Raw genomic sequence first — 22,152 nt, 5'->3', positions numbered from 1 at the left:
CCGCCCCCCCCCCCCCCCCCCCCCCCCACGCCGAAATTTTGGCGACCGCCTTGCCGCCGCCCTGGACCTATATCGCCACGGCGCAAGCCTATGATGACGAGATGCGTGAGCGCATCGCGTTGCACCGGTCGCGGCGCGGCGAAGGCTGGACGACCATCGACGCACCGCTCGATCTCGCCGGCGCGCTTGCCGCCTTGCCGGACGATCGGCCGGTGCTTGTCGACTGCCTGACGCTGTGGCTGACCAACCATATGCTGGCCGAACACGATCTGGACCTTGAATGCCGGCGATTGGCGGAGGTGTTGTCGCGGCCGCGCGGCCCCTGGTTCGTGGTGTCCAATGAAGTCGGACAAGGCATCGTGCCGGACAATGCACTGGCGCGCCGCTTTCGCGATGCCGCCGGCCGGCTCAACCAGCAGGTCGCGGCGATTGCCGATACGGTGCTGCTGATGGTGGCGGGGCTGCCGCTCAAGGTGAAATGATATGACCGATATCGACAATAAGGACGAAGAGCGCCACCGCGCCAAGATGGCCAAGCGCAAGGCGGTGCAGGATGCCGAGGTGGCGAGCAAGACGGTCGAGAAGGGGTTGCTGATCGTCAACACCGGCCCGGGCAAAGGCAAGACCACGGCCGCCTTCGGGCTGGCGCTGCGGATGCTCGGCTACGGCAAGCGCGTCGGTGTCGTCCAGTTCATCAAGGGCAAGTGGCACACCGGCGAGAAGGACGCCTTCGCCGCCTTCGGCGACCGTGTCGTGTGGCACGCGATGGGCGAGGGGTTCACCTGGGAAACCCAGGATCTGAAGCGCGACATCGCTGCCGCCGAAGCCGCCTGGGCCAAGGTGCTCGAACTGATGGCCGATCCGTCGATCAGCCTGCTGGTGCTCGACGAATTGAACATTGCGCTGCGCTACGACTATCTCGATCTCGACAGAGTGGTTGGCGCGCTAAAAGCGCGGCGCGAGGGCCTGCATGTCGTTGTCACCGGCCGCAACGCCAAGCCGGCGCTGGTCGAGGCCGCAGACCTCGTCACCGAAATGAGCGTGACCAAGCATCATTTTTCCGCCGGCGTGAAAGCGCAGCAGGGGATCGAGTTCTGAGTGTTCCTCAACCTCCCCAGACGGGGGAGGGTGAGGGTGAGGTTAGGTCACAACGATGACAACGACCGAAACCAACCCGAACAGAGCGATCAGCAGATAGTCGGCGACGCGATAGAGTTTCAGCGCCTGCCTGATGTCGAGGCTGTCGGCTTCACGCCGCCCACCTTCGCCCATGAAGACGTCGTCGACCAGCACGCCGCCATAGAAGCGCGGCCCGGCGAGCGCCAGGCCGAGCGCACCGGCCATCGCCGCTTCCGGCCAGCCGGCATTGGGCGAGCGATGTTTTTTCGCGTCGCGCCGCACCGCATGCCAGGCTTTTTTCGCATCAGCGCCTTTGACGAAGAATGCCGCCAGCACGATCAGAAGCGCCGTCAGCCGCGACGCCGGCAGGTTGATCCAGTCGTCGAAGCGCGCCGCCGCCCAGCCGAACGCCTCGTGGCGCGGGGTGCGGTGGCCGATCATCGAATCGGCGGTGTTGGCGGCCTTGTAGGCGGCGCCGCCGGCCAGGCCGCCGACGCCGGTCCAGAAGGCAGGGGCGACGATGCCGTCGGAAAAGTTCTCGGCCAGGCTCTCGATCGCCGCGCGGCAGACACCGGCCCTGTCGAGCGTTTCAGGGTCGCGACCGACGATCCGCGAAACGGCAAGGCGGGCCAAAGCAAGGCCGCCGGTGTCGAGGGCGTCAGCCACCGCCTCGACATGCTCATAGAGGCTCCTCTGCGACAGCAGCGACGTTGCCAGAAGGGCTGTGATGACCAGGCCCATGGGAACGAACCAGAACAGGATCTGTACGCTGAGGCCGATCACCGCCGGCACCAGCACGATGACCAGCAGCGCCTGGACACCGCGCTTGCGACGCAGCGCGTCGGGATCAGTGGCGCGGTTGAGCCTGCGGTCGAGAAAGGATATCAGCCTGCCGAACCACGTCACCGGATGGCCGATGGCGCGAAACAGCCAGTCGGGATAACCGAGGGCGAATTCGACGACCAATGACAGGAAAGCGATCAGGACTGACATGAAGCTTCTTAATGGGGCGGTTGTGGACCATGGTGGAAGTCTTGGCCGCGCGAGGGTGCTTTTCCCCAACGCCCTGCTGCCTTTCGTCGACCTCTCGACCGGTATCAATCCGCACTCCTACCCGCTTTTCGACCTGCCCGCCACCTCGCTGTCGCGGTTGCCGGAAGCCGCGCGCACGCGCGACCTGACAGAGATCGCGGCCAGCACCTACGGCGCGCCGTCGCCAGCCAACGTCGTGGCGGCGCCGGGCACGCAGATCCTGTTGCCGCGCGTTGCGTCGCTCATTTCGCCTGGCAAGGCGTTGGTGCTGGGTCCGACCTACGCCGAACATGCCCGCGCTGCCGCGATCGCCGGGCACCAGGTGGCGGAGGTCGATAATTTCGAAGCGTTGGCGGACGCCGACCTCGTCATCATCGTCAATCCGAACAATCCGGATGGACGTGTCATAGAGCGCGACCGGTTGCTGGCTCTGGCCGCCGGATTGCGCGCCAAGGGCGGACTGCTGGTCGTCGACGAGGCGTTCATGGATGTCGGCCCGCGTCAGCACAGCGTCGCGGGCGATGTCGGTCGGGGCGGCCTCGTCGTGCTGCGCTCGTTCGGCAAGTTCTTTGGCCTGGCCGGGCTGCGGCTCGGCTTTGCACTTTCCGATACTGCGACGGTCGACCGGCTGGATACGCAGTTCGGACCATGGGCCGTCGCCGGCCCGGCGCTGGAATATGGCATCCGCGCGCTTGCCGACATCGGGTGGCAGGACGTGATGCGGGCGTCGTTGGCCGGTGAATCGGCGCGTCTCGATGCGCTTTTCAGCCGCTTCGGCGTTCCTGTTGCGGGCGGAACCACACTGTATCGTTTCCTCAGTCTGACCAATGCCGCCGATTTGTTTGCAGCGCTGGGCGAGCGCGGCATCCTGCTTCGCCATTTTGCCGACCGGCCTGACGTTCTGCGCGCCGGCCTGCCGGGCAGTGAGGAGGAATGGCAGCGGCTCGAATCCGCACTTGCCGAATGGGCGTCGCGGCGCGAGCATCAATCGAAGGGTTCAAAACAATGATCCATGTCTGCTCGCTGGCAAAGATCGAGGAAACGGTGGCCAGGACCGGCGCCGACCGCATGCTTTCGCTGCTCGCCGCCGGAACGGAGGTGGTGCGGCCGGCCTCGATCTCGAGGGAAAACCACCTGCATCTGGTCATGCACGACATCGCGGTGGCGCAGGACGGCATGACCATGCCGGGCGAAGATCATGTCCGCAATCTGCTCGATTTCGCGCGCCGGTGGGACCGGGCAAGGCCGATGCTCGTGCATTGCTATGCCGGCATCAGCCGCTCGACGGCTTCGGCCTATATCATCGCGGCAGCACTGGCGCCGAAGCGTGACGAGGCCGAATTGGCGCGGACGCTGCGGGCGCTGTCGCCTTCGGCAACGCCCAATCCGCGACTGATCGCCGTGGCCGATGCGTTGCTTGAGCGCAACGGCCGCATGGTCGAGGCGATCGAATCGATCGGGCGCGGCGCGGACGCCTTTGAAGGCACGCCCTTTGCGCTGAGGATCGACAGCTAGCTTTGCCCCCATATCGTTGTTCGTCTGATCCGCCTCCTCCATCGCCTCGTTTGTTCAAGAGGATCTGGAATAGCGATGACAGCGCTTGCCACTGGTTTGGAGGCTACGTCAACCACTCCGCGAGCTTCGCCTTGCGCACATCTTGCAGCAGGCTGATGAAGCCGTCGGCCTGATATTCTGCCGTCAGCCGGCCCTTCTCCGCCGTCGCGATGCTGGCGTCGCCGACGACGCCGTTCGGGTTGAGATCGCTGGCGATCCAGGCGAAGGCGTGGGTGCCGGTGTGGCGCAGCAGCGAAAATTCCTTTTCGGCCTTGACGACATTGGAAACGAAATTGTCTGATTTGCCCATGTCCACGAGGTCCGGCCGGAAATGCAGCATCAGCGAGGTCTCGACATCGCCGCCATGGATGCCGTGACGGTCCTCCAGTTCGGTATACATGCCGGCCGGACGGCCAAAACGCTGCCAGCTGGTCTTCACCGCCAGCATCTTTTCGCGCACGCGCAATTCGCGCGTGACGATGCCCATGATCTCCTCGTTGCCGCCATGCGAATTGACCACGATCAGCTTGCGCACACCGGCGCGCGCGATCGACAGGCCAAGCTCGGTCCAGGCTTCGATCAGCGTGGTTGCCGGCAGAGTGAGGGTGCCCGGCGCATGCAGGTGTTCGTTGGACTTGCCCACGGCCTGCACCGGCAGGATGCGGATGTCGAGATCGTCGGGCAGGCGCGAAATGACCGTGTCGAGCATGCCGTTCATGATCGACGTGTCGGTCGAAACAGGCAGATGCGGCCCATGCTGCTCGATCGCCGCCACTGGCAGCACGGCGATGGTCGCCTCGGGATCGATCGAGGCGTATTCGGTGGTCCGGTAGTCGCCCCACCACACGCGTCTTTTGGGTACGGTCATGTCATGCCTCTTCAATGCTCAGGCAGACCTAGCGCGGGACGGGCGGCCTGTCGATCACCCCGCCGCGATGGCCTCGATTTCGACCTTGAATTCGGGCCGGGCAAAGCCGGAAACGATCATCAATGTCGACGCTGGCGCGGGGCTCGAAAACAGCCGGTCGCGGACGTCCATATAGGGCCGCAGATGCGCGCGGTCGGTGACATAGGCGTTGATGCGCACGATATCCCCGAGACCCAGGCCGGCTTCGCCGAGAATCGCCGCGATGTTTTGAAAGCAGAGTTCGGCCTGCGCTCCGGCGTCTTCGGGAATCAGGTCGTCGGCGGTGATGGCGACCTGGCCCGAGCACAGCACAAGCCGCTTGCCGGCCGGCACCTCGACGCCGTGACTGTAGCGGGCAAAGGGCGGCTTGATGGACTTCGGGGTGAGGAATTTGAACATGGCAATCTCCTGGATGCCGCCACCTAAAGCCGGACTCATTACACCTTCAAGATGGCGGTGCATGTTGCCCGGGCGATTGTGGACAGCCGTTCAAAAAATAGGCACGATGCCTTCCGTACAGCATGACCCGTTCGCGCTTGGCATGGCAACGTCTTTCAAGCGGGCGGTCCCGGCGCCAGACGCCGGTGGCATGTGTCTTGCTTCTTGAATCTTTGGTGTCGAGCCTGGCGCGTGGCGCGCCGGAGCAAACAGAGGGTGGTGTCGATGTACGGAAAACAGAAGATCTCGGTGGCGGTTGTGGCCCTGCTTGCAGCCAGCACGCTGGGTGCGGCTGCGAATGAGAAAGTCACCTTCGGCACGAACTGGTTGGCCGAGCCGGAACATGGCGGATATTACCAGTCCGTGGCGGACGGCACCTACGCCGCCTGCGGCCTCGACGTCACCATCATGCAGGGCGGTCCGCAAGTCAGCGGCCGGCCGATGCTGCTGGCCGGCAAGATCGATTTCTACATGGGCGGCAATCTGCTGTCGGCCTTCGATGCGGTCCAGCAAGGCATACCGATGCGCGTGGTGGCGGCGGATTTCCAGAAGGACCCGCAGGTCATCATGTCCCACCCCGGCGTGGGGCTCGACAAATGGGAGGACCTGAAGAACGCCGACCAGTACATATTGGGCGACGAGGGCGTGCAGACCTTCTTCCAGTGGATGGTCATCGAACTCGGCTTCGACGCCTCCAAACGCGCGCCCTACACCTACAACACCGCTCCCTTCCTCGCCAACAAGAAGTCGATCCAGCAGGGCTACGTCACCTCAGAGCCGTTCGCGGTCCAGAAGGAAGGCGGCTTCGTGCCGAACCAGTTCCTGCTCGCCGACTATGGCTGGGACACTTATTCGACGACGATCGAGGTGATGCAGGACACGATCGACAAGAAGCCGGAGGTGGTCCAGTGCTTCGTCGATGGCTCGGCCAAGGGCTGGTACAAATATCTCTACGGCGACAACAAAGCCGCCAACGACATGATCAAGAAAGACAATCCCGACATGAGCGACGAGCAGATCGCGTTCTCGATCGAGCAGATGAAGAAGTTCGGCCTGGCCGATTCCGGCGACACCGAAAAGCTCGGCATTGGCGCCATGACCGACGCGCGGATCAAGAGTTTCTACGACAAGATGGTAAAGGCCAAGGTCACGCCAGCCGGCATCGACATCAAGAAGGCCTACACGCTGACCTTCATCAACAAAGGCGTCGGGCTCGAGCTGAAGAAATAGGCCGCCCCGGAATGATAAGGGAAAAAGTGGCGCAAGCGCCGGCTGCGTCGGGTGCGGCCCCGACGCTCCTGGCGCTGAAGGGCGTCGGCAAGGTGTTCTCCAACGGCGTGACGGCGCTCAGCGACGTCGACCTGACCATCCGGGAAGGCGATTTCGTCAGCCTGCTCGGGCCGTCGGGTTGCGGCAAGTCGACGGCGCTGCGGCTGATCGCCGGCCTGTCGACTCCAACTTCCGGCGTGCTCGATTGGCGCGGTGGCGGCTCGCTCGACCGCTCGAACATCGGCTTCGTCTTCCAGGAGCCGACGCTGCTGCCCTGGGCCAATGTTTTCGACAATGTCTGGCTGCCGCTTCGGCTGAAAGGCATTTCGCGCGCCAAGGCGACACCGGCGGTAACGGAGATGTTGGCGCGGGTTCACCTGACCGGCTTCGAAAACGCGGTGCCGCGCGAACTGTCAGGCGGCATGAAGATGCGCGTATCCATAGCGCGCGCCATGGTGACCAAACCGCGCGTACTGCTGATGGACGAACCGTTCGCGGCACTCGACGAGATCACCCGCTTCAAGCTCAACAACGATCTCCTGGAACTGTGGCAGGACGAACGGTTCACCGTCGTCTTCGTCACCCACAGTGTCTTCGAAAGCGTGTTCCTGTCCAACCGCGTCGTCGTCATGGCGGCGCGGCCGGGCAGGGTGTTCGACGAACTCGCCATCGAGGCCTCCTATCCGCGTGACGAGGCGTTTCGCACCTCGCCAGACTATGCGGCACTGTGCCGTCAGGCCTCCGACGTGCTGGTCAAGGCCATCAACTCAACAGCAGGCGCGCATTATGACGGTCATTGACGAGCGCGTGCTCGAACTCGACCCCGAGGAAGCACGCCGCGTGCGCCAGGCGCGGTTCGAACGGATCGGCCGCTGGGTGCTGCCGCTGGCGATCATGATCCTGGCGATCTGGCTGTGGGATCGCATCTGCGTGTGGAACGAGATCCCGCAATACATCCTGCCGCGTCCCGGCGTGGTGCTGTGGACGCTCTACAACGATGCCGGCCTGCTGTTTTCCTCGCTGCTGGTCACCTTGCGCATCACCTTTCTCAGCTTGGCTCTGGCGGTCATAGGCGGGGTCGGGCTGGCGGTGCTGTTCGCGCAGTCGAAATGGGTCGAGATGTCGTTCTTCCCCTTCGCCATCGTGCTGCAGGTGACGCCGATCGTGGCGATCTTTCCGCTGATCAACATCTATGTGAACGACCAGACGACCAAGCTTCTGCTGTGCGCCTGGATCGTCGCCTTCTTTCCGATCCTGTCCAACACCACGCTCGGCCTCAACTCCGTCGACCGCAATCTGCGCGACATGTTCAAGCTCAACGGCGCGACGCGATGGCAGCAATTGCGCTATCTCAGGCTGCCGGCGGCGATGCCCTATTTCCTCGGCGGGTTGAAGATCGCCGGCGGCCTGTCGCTGATCGGCGCCGTGGTGGCCGAGTTCGTTGCCGGTACCACCGGCCAGTCGTCCGGCCTTGCCTCGCGCATCATCGAGGCCGGCTACCGGCTCAACGCGCCGCGGCTGTTCGCGGCGCTGTTCCTGATCTCGCTGACCGGCATTTTGATCTTCCTCGTGCTGTCGCTGATATCGCATCTCATCTTGCGGCGCTGGCATGAAAGCGCGCTGAAGCAGGAGCGCTAGGGTGTGTGACGTGATTGATATGTTGGTGCGAGGCGCCCCCCTCTGTCCTGCCGGACATCTCCCCCTCAAGTGGGGAGATTGGCCGCTGTCACGATCTTCGCCGATCTCCAACATTGAAAAAAATGAGCCGGCACCAACGCTGCCAATCTCCCCCCTTGAGCGGGAGATGCCCGGCAGGGCAGAGGGGGGCAACGCTTGATACCAACCTCCGGCTCTTACCATCTCGCCAATGTTCGCCTTCATCGCTCACTGACGCCACGCCTTTCCGCGCCCTTCGATGCTGACGGCTTCGGGCTTGCCGACATCGCTGTGGCCGACGGGAAGATTTCCAGCATCACCGCGCATGGCCGATCCGCTGATGCGGTCGACCTGGGCGGCCGTATAATCCTGCCGTGCTTCGTCGACTGCCACACGCATATCGACAAGGGCCATATCTGGCCGCGAAAGCCCAATCCCGACGGCACGTTCATGGGCGCGCTGAATGCCGCCGGTGCCGATCGTGTGGCACGCTGGAGCGCCGAGGATTTGGCGCGGCGGATGGATTTCTCGCTGCGCTGCGCCTACGCCCATGGCACAAGGGCGCTGCGCACCCACATCGACAGCGTCGCGCCGCAGGAGGAAATCTCCTGGCCGGTGTTCGAGGCGATGCGCGAGGAATGGCGCGGCCGCATCGAGTTGCAGGGCGCCTGCCTGCTCGGCATCGAAGGCGTGCGCGACAAAAAATGGTTCGACAGGCTGGCAAAGAGGGTTGCCGCGGCAAAGGGCGTGCTCGGTGTCGTCACCTATATGGCGCCGGACCTCGAAGAGCTGCTCGACCACGTCTTCGCGCAGGCCATCAAGCATGGCCTCGATCTCGATTTCCATGCCGACGAGACCAACGACATTTCCGCCATATCGCTGAAGAAGATCGCCGAGGCCGCTCTGTGGAACGGTTTCGAAGGAAAGATCCTCGTCGGCCATTGCTGCTCGCTGGCGCGCCAGCCGGATCTCGACGTGCTCGACACGCTGGACAAGGTGGCGAAAGCGGGGCTCGCCGTCGTCTCGCTGCCGATGTGCAATCTCTATCTGCAGGACCGGCGCGCCGACGGCACCACGCCACGCTGGCGTGGCGTGACGCTGCTGCACGAGATGAAGGCGAGGGGCATTCCGGTGGCGGTTGCTTCCGACAACACGCGTGATCCCTTCTATGCCTATGGCGATCTCGACATGCTGGAGGTCTACCGCATGGCGACGCGCATCCTGCATTTCGATCATCCGGTCGCCGACTGGCCGCAAGCGGTCACCGCGACGCCGGCCAAGGTGATGCGGCTCGACGGCTTCGGCACGCTGGCTGCCGGCGGTGATGCTGATTTCATCGTGTTCAAAGGCCGAAGCTGGACGGAATTGCTGTCGCGGTCCGAATCGGATCGCATCGTGGTGCGCGGCGGCAAGGCGATCGACCGCCAATTGCCAGATTATGCCGAACTCGACGAACTGATGGTGGAATGATGGATGTTTCGGCGCTCAAACGCGATCTCGAAGGCCTGAAGGTCGACGACAATCCGGCCATCGTCCAGCAGAAGAGCCGTGACTTCTACTGGTACAGCCCGGTGCTGAAGCAGCAGCTCGACCATGTCACCGGCGACCTGATCGTGACGCCGAAGAACGAGGCCGAACTGATCCGCGTGCTTGCCGCCTGTCATCGTCATGGCGTGCCGGTGACACCGCGCGGCAGCGGCACCGGTAATTACGGCCAGGCGATGCCGCTCTCCGGCGGCGTCGTGCTCAACCTTGCCGAGATGAACGAGATCAAGTCGATCGCTCCGGGTCGCGTCGTGACCGGGCCGGGGGCGATCCTGGCCGATATCGACAAGGCAACGCGGGCGCATTCCGGGCAGGAACTGCGGCTATCGCCCTCCACCTACAACACAGCCTCGATTGGCGGCTTCATCGCCGGCGGTTCGGGCGGCGTCGGCTCGATCAATTTCGGCGGGTTGCGCGATTTCGGCAACGTGCTTCGGCTGCGCGTGGTGACCATGGAGGCCGAGCCGAAAGCGCTCGAGCTCACCGGCGCGGATCTGCACAAGGTGACCCATGCCTACGGCACCAACGGCATCATATCGGAAGTCGAGATGCCGCTGACCGCGGCTTATGACTGGATCGACGTCATTGTCGGCTTCGACGCTTTCATGGATGCGGCCCGCTATGGCAATGCGCTGGCGTGTCAGGACGGCATCCTGACCAAGCTGATCACACCGATCGCCGCACCCGTGCCGCAGCTCTATTTCAAGCGGCACCAGAAATTCCTGAGCGACGGGCAGAGCATTTGCCTCGTCATGGTGGCGCAGCATGGGCTGGACGCTTTTCTTGCCTTCACCCGGCGTGCCGGCGGCGAGGTGATCTACAATGCGGCCACGGCGACGCCGGATGAGAAAAAAGGCCTGCCGCCGGCCTATGAATTGGCTTGGAACCACACCACGCTGAGGGCGCTGCGCGTCGACCCTTCGATCACCTATCTGCAGTCGCTCTATCCCTTTCCCAACCAGCTGGCGCTTGTCGAGAAGATGGATGCGATGTTTCCGGGCGAGGTTTTCTCGCATCTGGAATTCGTGCGGCTGGACGGCAACATTACCTGCTTCGGCCTGCCGCTGGTCAAGTTCACGACCGAGGCGCGGCTCGACGAGATCGTGCGCCTGCATGAAGCGAACGGTTGCCCGATCTTCAACCCGCATCGCTACACGCTGGAAGAGGGCGGCATGAAGCAGACCGACGCGGTGCAACTCGCCTTCAAGCGCGAGACCGATCCGCAAGGGCTCCTCAACCCCGGCAAGATGATCGCCTGGGAAAACCCGGACTACGACTACCGTTCCGGGCGGACTTTTTTGTTCAAGGGGCTGCAGAAGGTAGGATGATGAACATCCTCGTCCTCTACGCCCATCCGGTCGAGACCAGCTTCAATGCCGGCCTGCACCGGATGATCGTCGAGCGCCTGACGGCGGCGGGCCATACGGTCGACGACTGCGATCTCTATGCCGAGGGTTTCGATCCGCGACTGACGCGCCAGGAGCGGCTGGACTACCACAACCCACGTGGCCCCGCCGACGCTGTCGCGCCTTATGTCGAGCGCCTGCTGCGCGCCGATGCGCTGGTGCTTTCCTATCCCGTCTGGAACTATGGCTTTCCAGCGATCCTGAAAGGCTTTTTCGATCGCGTGTTCTTGCCCGGCGTGTCGTTCAAATTGGTCGACGGCAAGGCGCAGCCGTCGCTGCACAACATTCGCAAGGTTGCGGCGGTGACCACCTATGGCGGCAGCCGGTTCCGCGCCCTGCTGATGGGCGATCCGCCGCGCAGGCTGATCAAGCGGATGCTGCGCGCCACCGTCAAACCGGGCGCGCCGGTGACCTACCTCGCGCACTACGCGATGAACCTGTCTACCGACGGCTCGCGCAAGGCTTTCACGACCAAGGTCGCGGCCAGCATGGATGCCTTCTGATGCGCGCGCTGGTGGTCTACTGCCATCCGGTACCCGAGAGCTTTTGCGCCGCCATCCGCGACACTGCCATCGACGTGCTGATGCGACGAGGCTGGGAGGTGCGGCTGCTCGACCTCTATGCGGAGAAATTCGACCCGGTGATGGGCTGCGACGAGCGGCGCTCCTACAATGACCAGGCGCCGCAGGACCCGGCACTGAAGCCGCATTTCGAACTGCTCAACTGGGCCGAAGCGATCCTGTTCGTCTATCCGACCTGGTGGTACGGACTGCCGGCGATGCTGAAGGGCTGGCTCGACCGGGTGTGGGCGACGGACGTCGCCTTCAAGCTGCCGGCCGGCAAGGGACGGATCAAGTCGCTGATGACGCATGTAACCAAGGTCGGCGTCATCACCACCTGCGGCGCGCCGACCTGGTGGAGCGTCGTCGTCGGCCAGCCGGGACGCAAGACCCTGCTGCGCGGCATGCGGGCGCTGTGCGCGACGCGCTGCCGGACGTTTTTCCTGGCGCACTATTTGATGGATGCCTCGACGCCGGCGACAAGGGCGGCGTTTCTGGCGAAGGTGCGAGGGAAGCTGGAAAGGTTTTGAGAGGGCGACTTTCCCTTCCTTCCCCCACAAAGGGGGAGGCGAGAAGGCACTACATCCTCGTCCGCTCCGATTTCGGATCGTACATCGGCTTCAGCGAGGCTTCCGCCGCAAAACGCTCGCCGGCGATTTCGATCTCATAGGACGACGCCAGCACATCCGCCTCGCTCTCGCCCTCGCAAGGCACATAGCCCAGCCCGACGGCGCCGCCGAGGTGATGGCCGTAATTGCCAGACGTTATCGGACCAACGATCTTACCGTCGCGCAGGATCGCCTCGTTGTGGAAGAGCAGGGGTTCCGGATCCTTCAGCCGGAACTGTACGAGCCGGCGTGACAGGCCGGCTTCCTTCTTGCGCAGCACCGCGTCACGGCCGATGAAGTCGCCCTTGGCGGTCTTCACCGCGAAGCCGAGGCCGGCTTCCAGCACATTGTCCTCGTCCGTGATGTCATGGCCGAAATGCCGGAACGCTTTTTCGATGCGGCAGGAATCCAGCGTGTGCAGGCCGCAGAGTTTCAGGCCGACATCCACACCTGCCTCCTCGACCACCTCGAAGACATGGGCCGCCTGGTCGGTCGAGACATAGAGCTCCCAGCCGAGTTCGCCGACATAGGTGACGCGGTGGGCGCGGGCCAGGCCCATGCCGATTTCGATTTCCTGGAACGTGCCGAACGGATTTTTCTCATTGGAGAAATCGTTCGGGCTGACCTTCTGGATCAGCTTTCTCGCGTCCGGGCCCATCAGGCAGAGCACGCTTTCGGCCGCCGTTACGTCGGTGACGACGACGAACTCGTCGGCGACGTGCTTGCGCAGCCAAGCCAGATCGCGCTGCAGCGTGGCGCCTGGGACGACGAGAAAGAACGCCGTCTCGGACAACCGCGAGACCGTCAGGTCACTCTCGATGCCGCCGCGCTGGTTGAGCATCTGGGTGTAGACGATCTTGCCCGGCGCGACATCCATGTCGTTGGCGCATAGTCTTTGCAGGAAAGCACAGGCGTCGCGGCCCTCGACACGGATCTTGCCGAACGAGGTCATGTCGAACAGGCCGACGCCATTCCTGACCGCAAGGTGTTCCTCGCGCTGGTTGTCGAACCAGTTCTGGCGCTTCCAGGAATAGCGGTATTCGCGCTCCTGGCCCTCGCGGGCGAACCAGTTGGCGCGCTCCCAGCCGGCGACTTCGCCGAAGACAGCGCCGCGCGCCTTCAGATGCTCGTGCAGCGGCGAGCGCCTGACATTGCGCGACGTCGCCATCTGACGATAGGGGAAATGATCGGCATAGAGCAGGCCAAGCGTTTCAGAGACGCGCTCCTTCAAATAGCGGCGGTTCTTCTGGAACGGCTGGGCGCGGCGGATGTCTACTTCCCACAGGTCGAAGGGCGCTTCGCCGTCATTGATCCACTGCGCCAGCGCCATGCCGGCGCCGCCGGAGGAGACGATGCCGATCGAGTTGTAGCCGGTCGCCATCCAGTAGCCGGACAGTTCCGGCGCCTCGCCGAGATAGTAGCGGTCGTCGGGCGTAAAACTCTCGGGACCATTGAAGAAGGTGTGGATGCCGGCGGTCGCCAGCATCGGCATGCGGTTGACGCCCATTTCGAGGATCGGCTCGAAATGCTCCATATCCTCCGGCAGTTGGTCGAAGCAGAAATCTTCACGGATGCCGTCCATGCCCCAGGGCTTTGCCACCGGCTCGAAAGCGCCCAGCATCATCTTGCCGGCGTCCTCCTTGTAGTAGGCACACTCGTCGGGCACACGCAGCACCGGCAGGCGGGTGAGGCCGGGGATCGGCTCGGTGACGAGGTAAAAATGCTCGCAGGCGTGCAGCGGGATGGTGACGCCGTTCTGCGCTCCCAGTTCGCGCGCCCACATGCCGGCGCAGTTGACGACGATGTCGGCCTCGATCGTGCCTTGCTCTTCGCCTTGTGTCCAGGACACGCCCGTGACGCGGCCGGCCTTGCTGTGGACCTTGGTGACCTTGACGTTCTCGACGATGGTCGCACCGCGCTGGCGCGCGCCCTTGGCCAGTGCCATGGCGATGTTGGCGGGGTCGCACTGGCCGTCGAGCGGCAGATGCACGGCGCCGACGACATCGGAAACATTGAGATGCGGGTACATCTCGCTGACTTCCCTGGGCGAAATCTCGCGCACGTCGACATCGAAGGCACGCGCCAGCGACGCTTGCCTGTAGATCTCGTGCTTGCGCTCCTCGGTCAGCGCCACGGTGATCGAACCGACCTGGCGCATGCCGGTGCCGACTTCGGTCTCTGCTTCCAGCTTGACGTAGAGGTCGGCGGAATATTTCGCCAGCCGCGTCATGTTCTGCGAACCGCGCAGCTGGCCGATCAGGCCGGCAGCATGCCATGTCGTGCCCGACGTCAGCTGCTTGCGTTCGAGAAGCACGATGTCGGTCCAGCCGAGCTTGGCCAGGTGATAGGCGACCGAGCAGCCGGAAACGCCGCCGCCGATGATGACCGCTCTTGCTTTGGCGGGAACTGCCTTGGCGATCATGCTGCCTCGCGACGGTAGCTGGAAGCAAAGCGGCGCAGACGAAGTGCAGCTTCCTGCAGCACGGGTTCGGGCTGGCAGAGGCTGATGCGAATGTGGCCGGCGGCCGCCTCGCCGAAGCTGGAGCCGGGCATCACGCCAACCTTTTCCTTGTCGAGCAGGGCCCAGGCGAATTTCTCGTCGTCCGGCTCGACGGCCGAGATGTCGAGCATGACATACATGCCGCCCTCCGAACCGCGCACGGTGACATCGTTCATGCCCCGCACGGCGTCGAGCAGGACGGTGCGGCGTGCCGCGTAGCGTTCGGCGATCTCCTTGACGCCGTAACGGTTCTCCAGCGCCTCGGAACAAGCGATCGAGATGAAGGCCGGCAGGCCGTAGGTCGTCACCAGATTGAGATTGATCATGAGCGTGATCATCTGCTCCGGTCCCGTCAGCCAGCCCATGCGCCAACCGGTCATGCCGTGGCTCTTGGACATCGAATTGATGACCAGCGTGCGCTCGGCCATTCCTGGCAGCGAGCGCGGCGAGACGTGCTCGCCGCCGCCGAGCGTCCAGTAGACTTCGTCCGACAGCAGCCAGAGGTCGTGCTCCCGGCAGACTTCTGCCAACTGTTCCAGCCGCTCGCGCGAATAGACCGCACCGGTCGGATTGTTCGGCGTGTTGATCAGGATGGCGCGCGTGTTCGGCCGGATTGCCGCGCGGATCATGTCGGCTCGCGGCTGGAAGCCATCCTCGGCCGGTGTCTCGACGACGGTGAAATCAGCGCCAGCGGCGCTGAACGTGTTGGGATAGGTGGCATAATAGGGCGCCACGACGATGGCGTGATCGCCCTGGTCGAGCACGCCCTGCACGGCCGCGTAGAGTGCGGCCTGGCCGCCCGGCGTGGCGATCACCTGATCCGGCGATGTCTCGACGCCGGTGCAGGCGCTCGAGGCCGCGGCCATCGCCTTGCGCAGGCGCGGCAAGCCGGGAAGCGGGGTGTAATGATGATTGCTGCCGCGAACCGCGGTCACACAGGCTTCGATGGTCTGCGAAGGCGTGTCGAAATCATGGTCGCCAACCGACAGCATGATGATGTCTTCGCCGGCCTCCTTGCGCGTCCAGGCGGCGAAATGGACTTCCCAGCCGTCCTTGCCCGAAGGCACGATGCCGGAAATGCGCGATGATGGTCTAGGCATGCAAAACTCCCGAAATTTCGTAGCCGGCCTGTTCGAGCCGGTCGCGCAGGGCGGCGATGTGCGGTGGTCCGACTTCGCAGCAGCCGCCAACGATGCTTGCGCCAGCCTCCACCCAGCCGATCGCCTGGTCGGCATAGGCATCCGGGCCAAGGTCGTGACGAGCGTGCAGTACATCGACGGTGCCGCCGTGCTTAAGTGCTTCGGTTGACGTGAAGCCATTGGCATATGCGCCGACCGGGCCGCCGAGGTCGATCAGTTCAGGCAAAGCCGCGGCGATTGCTTCCGGCCGGCAGCAATTGACCAGCCGCGCGGCGACTGCCAGGCCGTCGAGCGCGCTTGCCCCAGTGGCTATTGCTTCGCCGCTGCGCAGGCGCGGCTTGCCGTGGTCAGCCAGCGTCCACGATACCCATACCGGCTTGCCGCTTTCCGATGCAGCGGTCACCGCTGCGCGGGCTTCGTCCGCCGACGCCATGGTTTCACACAGGAACAGGTCGACGCCATCGGCCTGCTCGGCAACGATGCGGCGGTAAATATCGAGCGTCTCCTCGAAGGAAATGGTCAGTGCCGGTGCATAGCTGCCGAAAAGCGGCGACAGGCAACCGGCGATGGCTGCATCGCCGGCCTCTTCGCGGGCCTGCCTGGCCAATTCGATGCCGCGCTTCTGCAATGGCTTGAAGAGGTCTTCCGCACCTTCGCGCGCCAGGCGTTCGGGTGTCGCAGAATAGGTGTTGATGGTGATGACACGAGCGCCGGCACGGATGAATTCCGCGTGCAGGTCGCGCACCAGATCCGGTTCGTCGATCAGCACCCTGGCCGACCATAGCGGCGTCGGCTCGGATTGGCTGCGGCGGACCAGTTCCTGGCCCATGCCGCCATCGGTGAGGATGATTTTCTTCATGCGCGCAGCCTTTCGTTCTTCGGATCCCACAGCGGTTCATCCTTCTGCACGATTGCCTGAAAGCGGTCACCGAAGATTTCGACCTCGACTGATGTACCTGGTTCGGCCAGGTCGGCGCGCAGCATGCCGAGCGCGATCGACTTGTCGATGCGATGGCCCCAGCCGCCGGACGTCGTCTCGCCGACGATCTTGCCGTCATGCCAGAGTGTAGAAACTGACGGAGCGTCGCAATCGCCGGGGTTTTCCACCACCAGCGTGACGAAGCGCTTCTTCACGCCTTGCTGCTTTTCGTTCAGCAGTGCCGCCTTGCCACGGAAGTCGGGCTTGTCCCATTTGACGAAGCGTTCGAGCCCGCCCTGCAGGATCGAATAGTCGGTCGACAGATCGCCTTTCCAGGTGCGGTAGCCTTTCTCAAGCCGGAGCGAATCCAGCGCGTACATGCCGAAAGGCTTCAGCCCGTGCTGCTGGCCTGCGGCGCAGACGGCATCGAAGATGGCGGCGGTGTCGTCGATCCTGGTGTGGATTTCCCAGCCGAGTTCGCCGGCGAAGGAGACGCGCACCAGTTTGGCCCAGCGGCCGGCGATCTTCGTCTCCTGATGCGTCAGCCATGGCAGAGTGAGGTCGGCTTCGCAGACATCGGCGAGGATTTTTCGCGAGTTCGGGCCGGCCAGGATCTGGGTCGAGAATTCCTCGGTCCGGTCGATCAGCTTGAACGGTGCGTCCTTGGGCATGCGCGACTTCAGCCATTCGAAATCATGCCACTGCGCGACCGCCGCGGTGATCAGCGTCATCAGGTTCTCGTCGTGACGCACGACGGACATTTCAGTGACGATGCGGCCCTTGTCATCGGCGAAATAGACGAGACCGATGCGGCCTGGCTTCGGCACCAGTCCGGTGACCTGCAGGCTCAGCCATTCGGCGGCACCTGGACCATCGAGATTGAAGCGCGAGAACCCAGGCAGGTCCAAAATGCCGGCAGCGTCACGCACGGCCAGGCATTCCTCGCGCACACGATGCTGCCATGGCCCGTCGCGGCGGAAGGTCAGCGTGGCTTCCTCGGAAATGTCATCGCCGTCCTGCGCGTACCAGGTGGCGCGCTCCCAGCCATTATAGGCATCGAAGCGGCCACCGAGCGCCTTGATGCGATCGTGGATCGGCGACAGCTTGCGGTCGCGGCCTTCCGGCCAGGCATGGCGCGGGAACTGGATGGCGTATTCGTTGCCGTAGATCTCCATGCCCTTGGCGACGCAATAGTCCGGCGCCGCGGCATAGGAAGTGAAGCGGCGCGGGTCGCACGACCACATGTCCCATTCGGTCCGGCCCTCGGTCACCCATTCGGCCAGCACCTTGCCGGCGCCGCCACCCTGGGCGATGCCGAAGGTGAAGACGCAGGCCTCGAAGGCATTGGGAACGCCAGGCATCGGGCCGATCAGCGGATTGCCGTCCGGCGTGTAGGGGATCGGCCCGTTGATCACCTTGGACAGGCCGGCCGTGCCAAGGATCGGCACGCGGGCGACGGCGTCGGCAAGATAATGTTCCAGCCGGTCGAGATCGTCGGGGAACAGCTGGAAGGAAAAGTCCTCCGGCATCGGGTCATTGTGGGTGGCCCAATGCGCGCGGCAATTGCGTTCATAGGGGCCGAGATTCATGCCGTTCTTCTCCTGGCGCAGGTAGTAGGAGGTGTCGACGTCGCGCAGCAACGGCAGTTTCTTGCCTTGTTCCTTCGACCATGCCGCGAGTTCGGGGATCTCCTCGAACAGGATGTACTGATGGCTCATCACCATCATCGGCACGTCGCGGCCGAACATCCGGCCGACTTCGGCGGCGCGGTAGCCGGCGGCATTGACGACGATCTCGCAGCGGATCTCGCCCTGTGCCGTCTCGACCACCCACTCGTCGTTCTCGCGGCGCACGCCTGTGACCGGGCAGAAGCGGATGATCTTCGCGCCCATGTCGCGCGCACCCTTGGCCAGCGCCTGGGTGAGTTGCGCCGGATCGATGTCGCCGTCGCTCGGGTCGTAGAGCGCGCCTTTCAGCTCATGCGTCTCGATGAAGGGATAGCGACGCTGGATCTCGTCGACACCGACAATGTCTATGTCCATACCCTGGTAGAGGCCCATGCCCTTGGCGCGCTGGAATTCCTGCATGCGCTCGAGCGAGTGGGCAAGGCGAAGCGAGCCGGTGACGTGATAGTTCATGGGGTAGTCGACCGCGTCGGCCAGCCCGCGATAAAGCTCGGTCGAATAGCGCTGCATGTTCATCAGCGACCAGGACGAGGAGAAGGTCGGCACGTTGCCGGCGGCATGCCAGGTCGAGCCGGAGGTCAGCTCGTTCTTCTCAAGCAGCACGCAGTCGGTCCAGCCCGCCTTGGCGAGATGATAGAGCGCGGAGGTGCCGACGGCGCCGCCTCCGATGATCACCACGCGCGCCGTGCTCGGCAAACCCGCCATGTTCTTCTCCAAACTTGAACTCAATAGACGGGTGGTGAAACCACCCAGATGACAATTGCCGGCTCGGCACCCGGATTGCGCCAGCGGTAGGGCTTGCCTTCGAAGCGAAAGGAGTCGCCCTCGCCAAGCCGATGCCAGACACCTCCGATCTCGATGTCGAACAGTCCGGACGCGACGTATCCGGCTTCCTCGGTCGGCCGCTGCGCCTCGGCCTTCAGTTCCGCGCCCGGCGCGAAGACCGAACGCACCATCTCGAAGCTACCGCCGAGATCGGGCGACAGAAGCTCCTCCACCAGGCCGGATTCGCTTGTGCCAAGCGTGCGGCGCCTGCCGGCGCGCACGACCACGCCGCGCTCGCTTTCGACAGGTACGTCATGGCTGAAGAACAGGCTGATCGGCACGCCGAACAGTTCGGCGAAGGCCCTGAGGTCACCGAGCGACGGCGTCGACAGGCCACGCTCGACCTGGCTGACCCAGCCGACCGAACGGCCTAGCTTCAGGCCGATCTCGGCGAGCGTCAGCCCGCGCGCCTTGCGCAGGGCCCTGATGTCGCCGGCCAGCACGCGTTCGTCAGGTCCCTGCAATGTTCTTGCGGTAGTCGAAGGCAAAACGCTCTCTTTATGAAAAATCACCGGCAAATTTCATGAGAAATCAAGCTCATGAAAAAATCAAGCAGATTTTCACGGATGCACAAGATTTGCTTGCGCGATTTTGACGGTTCATGCAAAGGCTCCGCCGAGAGCGGCGAGTGGGGACGTCCGATCGAGACAAAGGGTAAGGGACGGCCCATGCTGGAAAATAACCCCCGAATCGAGGGCGATGCCGAGATTGTCGACGAGGCGATCCTGTCGCGCCGTTCGGTGCGCGCATTCCTGCCCAACATGGTCGAAGACGACATCATCCGCGCCATTCTGGCGGTTGCGGCGCGCGCCCCATCCGGCACCAACATGCAGCCATGGAAGGTCTATGTCACCAAGGGCGAGAGCAAGCAGCGGATATCGGACGCCATTCTCAATTCCGGCATTCGCGCCGAAAAAGCCGATTGGGACGAGTACCGGTATTATCCCACGCAGTTCTTCGAGCCGTACCTGACGCGACGTCGCGCCAACGGTTTCGGCCTCTATGGCGCGCTCGGCATCGGTCGCCGCGAGGTCGACAAGATGCGCGCCCAGCACGACCGCAACTTCGTCTTCTTCGACGCGCCGGTCGGCATGATCTTCACCATCGATCGCCGCCTCAACCAGGGCTCATGGATCGATTACGGCATGTTCCTGCAGAACATCATGGTGGCGGCGCGGGGCAGGGGTTTGCATACCTGCCCGCAAGCGGCGTTCGCGCCCTATCACCGGCAGATCAGGCCGGTGCTCGACATTCCCGACGAAGAGATCGTCGTCTGCGGCATGGCGCTTGGTTATGAAGATACGTCAAAACCTGAAAACGCCTTCCGCACCGACCGCGTGCCGCTGCAAGAGTGGGTGACGTTCAGCGAATAAGCCAGCCAGCCTCATTCCGTGTTCATCTGTGCGCCGTGGCCGCTGACATGGGCGCCGTCCTGGGGCGTCAGCTTGAGATAGGCGAGCAGCGCGCAGAGCGTGATGACGCCCTCGATCACGAACAGGATGCGGAAATCGTCGGCGACGGCGGGGCCGCCGCCCGCCAGAAACGACAATGCCGCGGCGGCCAGGCCGACGCTGATCGCCACCGCCAGCTGCCATAATATGTAATAGAGCGCGCTGAAACGGGCGAGCTGCTCGGGCGCGATGTCGGAATAGGCGAGGTTGCCGGTCGAGGCCCATTGCGCGGAGCGGAAGACGCCGAAGACGAAGATGTAAGTGAGCACGATCCACACCGGCGTCGTCGCCTGCATCAGCGCGAAGCCGGCAACCAGGGCGGCGACGATGGGCGTGTTGTAGACCAGCACGCGGCGAAAGCCGAAACGGTTGAGGACACGCGGCATGAAGAACCGCATGGCCACCGAGCCGACCGCGGCGACGAAGGTCAGCGATCCCGCCTGCACCGCGCTCATGCCGAAGCCGAGCTGGAACATCAGCGGCAGCAGGAAGACGACCGAGCTAAGGCCGATCGTGTCCAGCCCGCCACCGGTGAGGAACGAAATGCGGAAGGTACGGATGCGCAACAGCTTGAGATCGAGCAGCGGATTGCGCACGCGCAGGCAGTAGAACGAGGCGATGGTCAGGATGACGAGCGCCAGCGCCAGTTCGCCGGCGATGATGCCGCCCGCGGCGTCCTTGGCGGCAAGCGAATCCATGCCGAAGACCAGCAGGACCATGCCGCTGCCGACCAGCAGGAAGCCCGGAAAATCGAACGGCGTGCGCACGGGCTTGGTCATCGTCGGAAACAGCGAGGCGGCAAGAATTGCCCCCGCCAGCGCGAACGGCACGTTGATGAAGAAGATCCAGCGCCAGGAAATGTAGGTGGTCAGCGCACCGCCGACGAGCGGACCGACCAGCGGGCCGGACTGGCCGGCCAGCGAGATGTACATGTTGATCTTGAGCGTTCGGCTGCGCGGAAAAGTCGACAGGATGACGACCTGGCCGAGTGTGCCCATCAAGGCGCCGCCGAAGCCTTGCAATGCACGCGCACCAACCAGCGTCCAGATGTTGTCGGACAGCCCGCAAAGCGCCGACGAGGCGGCGAACACCAGCAAGGCAAAGCAGTAGACGTTGCGCAGGCCGAAGCGGTCGGCGGCCCAGCCGCCAAGCGGCATCGAGATGATCAGGCTGGCGACATAGACGGTGATCAGCAGGCCGAGCTGGCTGGGCGGACGGCCGAGGCTTTCGCTGATGCCCGGCAGCGCGGTCACCACGACATTCTGGTCGAGGCTGGTCATAAACACGCCGCAGGCGACCGTCAGCGGCAGCAGGAGCAAGGCTCTGGCCGGCACATCGGCGCGATCCGTGGCGCCGGCGGATAGTTCTGCGGTCATGGAGATGTTCGAACCAAACGAATGTGCCGACTCTTGAAGAAGGGATTTCATATCCCTGGGCCGGTTGGGCGGCCGCGTTTTCGCACCATGGGCGCCTGCGGCCTGATTCTCTAGCGGCAGAAACGGCTGGCGTTGATGCCAGAAGCAGGAGCGATGCGACCGT

At 63.9% G+C, this 22,152-nt stretch carries 21 protein-coding genes; 12 read left to right on the top strand and 9 right to left on the bottom strand.

Annotated features, from left to right (window positions below; genetic code table 11):
• Positions 1 to 35 precede the first annotated feature (35 nt).
• Both cobU and cobO read left to right on the top strand, forming a co-directional pair.
• Positions 36 to 482, top strand: a complete 447-nt coding sequence (gene cobU / locus LB519_RS29000) for a bifunctional adenosylcobinamide kinase/adenosylcobinamide-phosphate guanylyltransferase (protein ID WP_224621751.1) — start codon at positions 36 to 38, stop codon at positions 480 to 482.
• A gap of 1 nt (position 483) precedes the next feature.
• On the top strand, positions 484 to 1,098 hold the full coding sequence (cobO, locus tag LB519_RS28995; RefSeq protein WP_013531120.1) for a cob(I)yrinic acid a,c-diamide adenosyltransferase: 615 nt from the start codon (positions 484 to 486) through the stop codon (positions 1,096 to 1,098).
• Between the two features lie 42 nt (positions 1,099 to 1,140).
• On the opposite strand, the gene cbiB is transcribed toward cobO, so the two are convergent.
• The gene (gene cbiB / locus LB519_RS28990) at positions 1,141 to 2,112 is read right to left on the bottom strand and encodes an adenosylcobinamide-phosphate synthase CbiB (protein ID WP_224621749.1); all 972 of its coding nucleotides are present in this window, start codon (positions 2,110 to 2,112) and stop codon (positions 1,141 to 1,143) included.
• On the opposite strand from cbiB, the gene cobD reads away from it, so the two are divergent.
• Positions 2,111 to 3,160, top strand: coding sequence for a threonine-phosphate decarboxylase CobD (gene cobD / locus LB519_RS28985; RefSeq protein WP_224621747.1), 1,050 nt, complete (start codon positions 2,111 to 2,113; stop codon positions 3,158 to 3,160). The genes cbiB and cobD overlap by 2 nt on opposite strands.
• Positions 3,157 to 3,666, top strand: coding sequence for a tyrosine phosphatase family protein (locus LB519_RS28980; protein WP_063168226.1), 510 nt, complete (start codon positions 3,157 to 3,159; stop codon positions 3,664 to 3,666). Before cobD ends, LB519_RS28980 begins: the two co-directional genes overlap by 4 nt.
• 103 nt (positions 3,667 to 3,769) lie before the next feature.
• On the opposite strand, the gene LB519_RS28975 is transcribed toward LB519_RS28980, so the two are convergent.
• Together LB519_RS28975 and LB519_RS28970 are read right to left on the bottom strand one after the other, a co-directional pair.
• The gene (locus tag LB519_RS28975) at positions 3,770 to 4,573 is read right to left on the bottom strand and encodes a creatininase family protein (protein WP_224621746.1); all 804 of its coding nucleotides are present in this window, start codon (positions 4,571 to 4,573) and stop codon (positions 3,770 to 3,772) included.
• A gap of 54 nt (positions 4,574 to 4,627) precedes the next feature.
• Positions 4,628 to 5,011: a RidA family protein gene (locus tag LB519_RS28970; protein ID WP_224621744.1), complete on the bottom strand. Its 384-nt coding sequence runs from the start codon at positions 5,009 to 5,011 to the stop codon at positions 4,628 to 4,630.
• Between the two features lie 264 nt (positions 5,012 to 5,275).
• On the opposite strand from LB519_RS28970, the gene LB519_RS28965 reads away from it, so the two are divergent.
• From LB519_RS28965 to LB519_RS28935, 7 genes are all read left to right on the top strand, one after another.
• A complete protein-coding gene (locus tag LB519_RS28965; RefSeq protein WP_224621743.1) occupies positions 5,276 to 6,280 on the top strand; it encodes an ABC transporter substrate-binding protein in 1,005 nt (334 codons plus the stop codon).
• An 11-nt stretch (positions 6,281 to 6,291) separates the two neighbouring features.
• Entirely contained in the window at positions 6,292 to 7,119 is an 828-nt protein-coding gene (locus tag LB519_RS28960; protein ID WP_064993741.1) for an ABC transporter ATP-binding protein, read from the top strand.
• On the top strand, positions 7,106 to 7,957 hold the full coding sequence (locus tag LB519_RS28955; protein WP_027160532.1) for an ABC transporter permease: 852 nt from the start codon (positions 7,106 to 7,108) through the stop codon (positions 7,955 to 7,957). The genes LB519_RS28960 and LB519_RS28955 overlap by 14 nt, the downstream gene beginning before the upstream one ends.
• A gap of 195 nt (positions 7,958 to 8,152) precedes the next feature.
• Positions 8,153 to 9,445, top strand: a complete 1,293-nt coding sequence (locus LB519_RS28950) for a cytosine deaminase (RefSeq protein ID WP_224621742.1) — start codon at positions 8,153 to 8,155, stop codon at positions 9,443 to 9,445.
• The gene (locus LB519_RS28945; RefSeq protein WP_127369199.1) at positions 9,445 to 10,848 is read left to right on the top strand and encodes an FAD-binding oxidoreductase; all 1,404 of its coding nucleotides are present in this window, start codon (positions 9,445 to 9,447) and stop codon (positions 10,846 to 10,848) included. Before LB519_RS28950 ends, LB519_RS28945 begins: the two co-directional genes overlap by 1 nt.
• Complete coding sequence (locus LB519_RS28940; protein WP_224621741.1) at positions 10,848 to 11,429, top strand: NAD(P)H-dependent oxidoreductase; 582 nt, start codon at positions 10,848 to 10,850, stop codon at positions 11,427 to 11,429. Before LB519_RS28945 ends, LB519_RS28940 begins: the two co-directional genes overlap by 1 nt.
• Positions 11,429 to 12,016, top strand: a complete 588-nt coding sequence (locus tag LB519_RS28935; protein WP_024501339.1) for an NAD(P)H-dependent oxidoreductase — start codon at positions 11,429 to 11,431, stop codon at positions 12,014 to 12,016. The genes LB519_RS28940 and LB519_RS28935 overlap by 1 nt, the downstream gene beginning before the upstream one ends.
• A gap of 49 nt (positions 12,017 to 12,065) precedes the next feature.
• Here the strand turns inward: LB519_RS28935 and LB519_RS28930 are convergent, their stop codons facing one another.
• The 5 genes from LB519_RS28930 to LB519_RS28910 are packed head-to-tail and all read right to left on the bottom strand — an operon-like array spanning position 12,066 to position 19,650.
• Complete coding sequence (locus LB519_RS28930) at positions 12,066 to 14,516, bottom strand: FAD-dependent oxidoreductase (protein ID WP_224621740.1); 2,451 nt, start codon at positions 14,514 to 14,516, stop codon at positions 12,066 to 12,068.
• A complete protein-coding gene (locus LB519_RS28925; protein ID WP_063172401.1) occupies positions 14,513 to 15,694 on the bottom strand; it encodes a pyridoxal phosphate-dependent aminotransferase in 1,182 nt (393 codons plus the stop codon). The genes LB519_RS28930 and LB519_RS28925 overlap by 4 nt, the downstream gene beginning before the upstream one ends.
• On the bottom strand, positions 15,687 to 16,592 hold the full coding sequence (locus LB519_RS28920; RefSeq protein ID WP_224621739.1) for a homocysteine S-methyltransferase family protein: 906 nt from the start codon (positions 16,590 to 16,592) through the stop codon (positions 15,687 to 15,689). Before LB519_RS28920 ends, LB519_RS28925 begins: the two co-directional genes overlap by 8 nt.
• Complete coding sequence (locus LB519_RS28915; protein WP_064994037.1) at positions 16,589 to 19,042, bottom strand: FAD-dependent oxidoreductase; 2,454 nt, start codon at positions 19,040 to 19,042, stop codon at positions 16,589 to 16,591. Before LB519_RS28915 ends, LB519_RS28920 begins: the two co-directional genes overlap by 4 nt.
• A gap of 20 nt (positions 19,043 to 19,062) precedes the next feature.
• Positions 19,063 to 19,650: an XRE family transcriptional regulator gene (locus LB519_RS28910; protein ID WP_263485021.1), complete on the bottom strand. Its 588-nt coding sequence runs from the start codon at positions 19,648 to 19,650 to the stop codon at positions 19,063 to 19,065.
• A gap of 180 nt (positions 19,651 to 19,830) precedes the next feature.
• Here LB519_RS28910 and LB519_RS28905 point away from each other — a divergent pair, with 180 nt between their 5' ends.
• Complete coding sequence (locus tag LB519_RS28905; RefSeq protein WP_063173710.1) at positions 19,831 to 20,535, top strand: nitroreductase; 705 nt, start codon at positions 19,831 to 19,833, stop codon at positions 20,533 to 20,535.
• An 11-nt stretch (positions 20,536 to 20,546) separates the two neighbouring features.
• Here the strand turns inward: LB519_RS28905 and LB519_RS28900 are convergent, their stop codons facing one another.
• Positions 20,547 to 21,989, bottom strand: coding sequence for an MFS transporter (locus tag LB519_RS28900; protein ID WP_224621738.1), 1,443 nt, complete (start codon positions 21,987 to 21,989; stop codon positions 20,547 to 20,549).
• Between the last annotated feature and the right edge of the window lie 163 nt (positions 21,990 to 22,152).

Origin of the sequence: Mesorhizobium sp. AD1-1 (genome assembly GCF_020164655.1) — a bacterium.
GTDB classification, from domain to species: Bacteria; Pseudomonadota; Alphaproteobacteria; order Rhizobiales; family Rhizobiaceae; genus Mesorhizobium; species Mesorhizobium ciceri.
This window is presented reverse-complemented; position numbering and strand designations above follow the sequence as displayed.